This window comes from Kitasatospora sp. SolWspMP-SS2h (assembly GCF_003259315.1).
Lineage (GTDB): Bacteria > Actinomycetota > Actinomycetes > Streptomycetales > Streptomycetaceae > Kitasatospora > Kitasatospora fiedleri.
Map to the genome: position 1 here is coordinate 1 of NZ_QLLT01000058.1, position 4,695 is coordinate 4,695.

At 69.0% G+C, this 4,695-nt stretch carries 6 protein-coding genes; 2 read left to right on the forward strand and 4 right to left on the reverse strand.

The features are described from left to right. The coding region (locus K353_RS33465) for a transposase (RefSeq protein ID WP_146616654.1) at positions 1 to 349 on the forward strand (349 nt) is incomplete at its 5' end. 96 nt (positions 350 to 445) lie between these two features. Here the strand turns inward: K353_RS33465 and K353_RS33470 are convergent. From K353_RS33470 to K353_RS33480, 3 genes are all read right to left on the reverse strand, one after another. After that, positions 446 to 868, reverse strand: a complete 423-nt coding sequence (locus K353_RS33470) for a hypothetical protein (protein WP_111557237.1) — start codon at positions 866 to 868, stop codon at positions 446 to 448. A gap of 73 nt (positions 869 to 941) precedes the next feature. Then, positions 942 to 2,357 carry an NF041680 family putative transposase gene (locus K353_RS33475; RefSeq protein WP_305000347.1) on the reverse strand — a complete coding sequence of 472 codons (1,416 nt, stop codon included), beginning with the start codon at positions 2,355 to 2,357 and terminating at the stop codon, positions 942 to 944. A gap of 243 nt (positions 2,358 to 2,600) precedes the next feature. Next, positions 2,601 to 3,119, reverse strand: a complete 519-nt coding sequence (locus K353_RS33480; RefSeq protein WP_146616655.1) for a hypothetical protein — start codon at positions 3,117 to 3,119, stop codon at positions 2,601 to 2,603. A gap of 560 nt (positions 3,120 to 3,679) precedes the next feature. On the opposite strand from K353_RS33480, the gene K353_RS33485 reads away from it, so the two are divergent. Then, on the forward strand, positions 3,680 to 4,174 hold the full coding sequence (locus K353_RS33485) for a hypothetical protein (RefSeq protein ID WP_111557239.1): 495 nt from the start codon (positions 3,680 to 3,682) through the stop codon (positions 4,172 to 4,174). A gap of 198 nt (positions 4,175 to 4,372) precedes the next feature. Here the strand turns inward: K353_RS33485 and K353_RS34710 are convergent. Further along, on the reverse strand, positions 4,373 to 4,695 hold a 323-nt coding region (locus tag K353_RS34710; protein ID WP_158585563.1), incomplete at its 5' end, for a hypothetical protein.

Consider the following 4,695-nt stretch of genomic DNA (forward strand, 5'->3'; position numbering starts at 1 on the left):
GGACTCGATCGCCGGCCAGACCCTCATCGAACGAATCGCCTCAGAGCATCCCGCGGCCCGAAAGACCTGGGTCGACGGCGGCTACCGCCAGCACCTCGTCGAACACGCCGCCACCCTGGGGATCGACATGCACATCGTCCGCCGCGACCCCGCCACCAGGGGCTTCGCTGTCCTGCCGCAGCGGTGGACCGTCGAGAGAACGCTCGGCTGGCTCATGAACCACCGCCGCCTGGCCCGCGACTACGAAGCACACGCGCACCGCTCCGAAGCCATGATCCACGTCGCGATGATCAACCTCATGACCCGCAGACTCACCGGCGAGAGCACCCCGACATGGCGTGGCACATGAACCACCACCAGCCCGACAATTCGGGACTAAACAACGGGATGAAACGCCCTCTGAGCTTGTTCTTTAACCTCTTCGACGTTCTGCGGTTGGGTCCGATCAGAGCTTCAGCGGCCCGTAGGTGCCGTTCTGGAAGATGAAGATGGTCGGCTCGGCGTCGTACTCCTCGCGGAAGTACCCGCCGTAGCCAGGTTCTTCGACGTGCGGCGCAACCAGGTCCAGGATCGTGACAAGGTCGCCCATCTCGTCGTCGAGCCAGTAGTTGCGGCTGAACAGTCCCCATGCGTGAAGCTCGCTGCCGGCTGCGAAGCCCCGGGACTGGCGTCGCAGGGACGCGAAGTCTCCTCCGGGCAGGCGGCCGTCCGGGTCCGGGGCGAGCAGTGGATACGCGTGCTCTTCTGCGTCGAGCTCTGCCGGGTGCTCGGGGGTCAGACCGAGGTGCCATCGCAAGGCTGCCAGGACCGTTTCTGGCGTGTCGCCCCGAAGGAAGCAGGTGAAGACGACTTCGAAGTGGAGGCTCACGGGGCCGTATTCTGCCCGGCACGACCGACAGGCCCGGGACCGCTTCCTTGCGGTCTGGCCCGGTCACGTTCGATCAGGGTCTCCGTACGTCGGACGGTCTTGCCCACGTCGTAGTGGATGGCGGGCTGCTTGTTCTTCGAGCCGAGTGGTCGGCCTGGCCCCGGCCGTGATGGTTTCGGTGCACGGGCCGGACAGGGCAAGGCCGGGCGGAGGTTCCTGAACCCCGGCGGACCCGGGCCGGGGTGAGCCTGTTCGGTTCGAGGGGCCGCTCCCAGGGACGGCGGACGTCCTCGGCGAGGGGGCGGGCGAGGCGGAGCTGGGTGTGCGCGGTGATGATCAGCCAGGTCCACCGGTCCGCGGCCTGCGGGGTGCGGAGCTTCGGCCGGGTCCAGCCGAGCGTCTGCTTGATCATCCGGAAGGTGTGCTCCAGGTCGAATCTCCGAAGAAACGCCTGCCAGCGCAGGTCGGCGTCGGCGCTGGCCATGCCGGTGGCGGAGGACCATAGCCACAGCGGCAGCGGGTCTCCGCCGCCGGGCAGCCGGTCGACCTCCAGGCGGATCAACGTGCCCTCGATGATGGGGAGTTCACCGGCGTGGTCGATCCAGGCTGCGCGAGTGGTGAGGCGGGGGTGGATGCGGTCCCAGGCCATCGTCCGGGCAGTGCCGTAGCGGTCTGTGACCTGTGTGGTGGCAGCGTCCGGTTCGCCCCAGGTCTCCGGCTTGGCGAAGCGGAACTCCTTGCCGTGCTTGGGCGGGTGTCCGCCCTGGGGCGGTGAGATCCACGGCCTCGGCACGGGCTTGCGCATGACCCGGTCCGAGCGGAGACGGCCCAGAACCTCCACCGGCAGGCCGCCGAGCAAGTGGGCCATGCGCGGAGCGTCATAGCCGGCGTCGAAGACGACCAGGATGTCCGGATCACCCTCGCGCCACCGCCCGCCGGCGACCAGGTCCTCGACGACACGGCGGACCTGGATGGCGGTGACCTCGGCGACATCGTCCTCGGGACCGAGGCGGACCGCGTCCAGCAGCTGGCACCACGACGTGCGGCCGCTCTCCAGCGCGGCGACGAACGAGTACGGCCAGCCGGGGATCATCAGATGCTGGTCCCGGCCTCGGCCGTAGGTGTGGCAGAACAGCCGGTCCGGACTCGTCGGTGCGTCCGGCCGCAGCCAGTTGCTGACGTCCACGGCCAAAATGAGCCGCTCGTCGGCGGCCATGGGCTGCGGGAGCGCGGCCAGCGTGCGCCGCAGCCGTTCGACCTCGATACGGCCGCGGTTGAGAGCGTCGTAGAGCGCGCCGTGGCCGCGGCGGTGCTCGGCCAGCAGCGTTAGGTCAACCGGTGCCGTCACCGGCCCGTCCGCGCACAGCAGAGCGTCGGTGAGCTCGAACAGCTCATCACGCCGGACGGTCAGACATCCGTAGAAGTCCTCCCGGAAGTGTGACGCTTCCACGAACGGCTCCCGCCGGGCATCGTGATGCAGCAGACTCATTCCCCCACGGCCTTCGTGCTGGTCAGTGCGTCCTTGGTCGGAGCACAGGATCAGGCGAAGGCCGTGTCCACGTCTGGCGAACTCCCGGATGAGTGATCCCGTTCGAGGCATCGTTCGAGGTCAGACCATAAAGAACAAGCTGCGGCCGAGGAACGCGAGGGGGCGGTAGGGGTTGCGGGCGTTGCGCCGCAGTCCGGCGGCCCGGCCCGTTCCTTGCAGGGCTGTCGCTGTGGCGGGTCCGCCCTACTCGCCGGCGGCCGTCGCGACTGCCGGCACCGCCGGGGCGCCCGGCGCGAGGATGAATGGCATGTCGCCCAGCAGGCGGGTCAGCTCCGCTCGCAGTGCCGCCGAGTCCACGCCCGCCGCCGAGGTGGTGATCAGCATCCCGCCGTAGTCCTGCGCGGGCCCGAACCCGTAGACGGGGAAGTCGGTGAGGGTGCCCGCGGGCGCACTCGCCACGAGCAGGTCGGCGGCCCGGTCCAAGGTTGCCTTGCTGTAGCGGGAGAGGTAGTAGTCGATCCGGTCCAGCTCGATCCCCGAATCCGCGCTTTTGGCCGCGGCGGCCATCAGGCGGCCCTCGGCGAGATCGGTGACGCACAGCGCGACCCGGCCGGGCGGATAGTCCACGATCAGCGTCGCATACACGTCAGCATGGGCAGCGCTTCGTGCCTGCGTGCCGAGCGCCCGCGCGAGTTCGTCCGCTTGCATGGTGCCGCCTTGGGCCGCGCTTTCAGTGCCGGTGGGTGCGGGCTGAGTGTTCACGGACGTCAGCCACCTCGAGGAGGGGCAGTTCCGGGCGGAAGCGCCGCCCGAGCCGGCGTTGTCCACCTGCACCGCCTGCACGACGGTACTGTCGGCGGTACGGGAGTCCGAGGCCGAGCCGCACCCGACCGCCGACGCAAGCACCACCGCCGCACAGCCCAGCCCCAGCACCGCCCGATGCAGCGCGACCGCCCGCACCCCACCCCTACCATCCATACTCGTCATGCCGCTTCGACGCAGGCACAAGCCCGCGGGTTCCCAGCACTTCACCCTGCCAGGTGGACACGCTGATACCGGATCCACTTGATCCGCAGGAAGCAAGAGCACGCCGAGGGCGAACGCGGCCCCCACAGTCCAGGACACCCCGGCACCGCGCGCGCCCGGCCACCGGCCAGGAGTAGCCAGACGAACCCAGCCTGATGGCCGAACAGTGCCTGGCAGCGGTCCCGTACCTGGTCCTCGCGGTGGCTCTGGCCAGCGCCGACCTCGACTGAGCAAGCCAACACCCCCGCGTTCCTCCCCGGCCGTGACCGGCGACGGCCTGGGCCGGTTGAGCACCGGTGAACACCACCAGCACCCTCCACCCGATCCCGTCCGGCAACGAGCCGCAGCCCGGCGGCGACGACCGCGACTACGACGGCCTGGACGCCGAGGAACGCGAGGCCATCGCCGAGGCGGCCGGGGCGGGGGTCCGCGCCGCGGCCTGGATCCAGAGCTTGGCTGAGCGCCAGAGCGACGACAACAACCGCCGGTGCCTGGAGCGCTACGCCCGGGCGGTGGAGCGGATCCTGACCCGGGAGATCGTCCTCGACCGCAGCGGCCCACTGGAAGGCGAACTCCTCGACGAGCTGGACCCGGCCAACTTCATGATCGAGCCGTGGAACGCTACCGTGCCGATGGACCTGGCCCCGGCCGAGCAGGTCGCGCTGGCCGCGATCGGCGCCTGCGCCCCGGGCCTGCCGGTCAACTACGCCCTGGGCGCCGATCTGCCCCGCGTCATCGCGCTGGTCGGCCACGCCCTGAACATCGGCGGCGCGCCGGATCCCGCCGCCTAGGTCAGCGGCCGGCTTCCGGGTGGGTGCCGGGCTCGAAGACCACCGCGCCGGGGGCGTGGTGGTCGCGGAAGCCCTCGACCACCCGGACGCCGCGCGGGCCGAGCTCGGCGTAGGCGATCAAAGCGGGCCAGAAAGAGCCTCTCGACCTGCAATCCAACACGTTGACTTTCTGCCAGCTCTTGGAGAGTGCTTTGGCGATCATTTCGTATCGGCGGGTATGGACGATATGTCAATTGCCAGGTAGCCGGAATTGGTCGTAGCGATGAGCAGCCCATGAAGTTCCGTGAGTGCGTGAACTCGTTCCGCCAAATACAGGGTGCGAACTGTTGTGCTTACAGGGTCCAAGATTTGCACCGTCTGGTCGTCCTCTCCGAGAGTGGCCAGACGAGGCGTGCCGTCGGAGATGGTGAAAGCCACCATGGCCCTTACCCCATTGGCATGGTTATCGAAAATTTTTTGGGTGCGGGTGGTGGGGTCCCAGATCCGCACCTCCTGGTTGTTGTCGTTAATGGTGGCCAGAC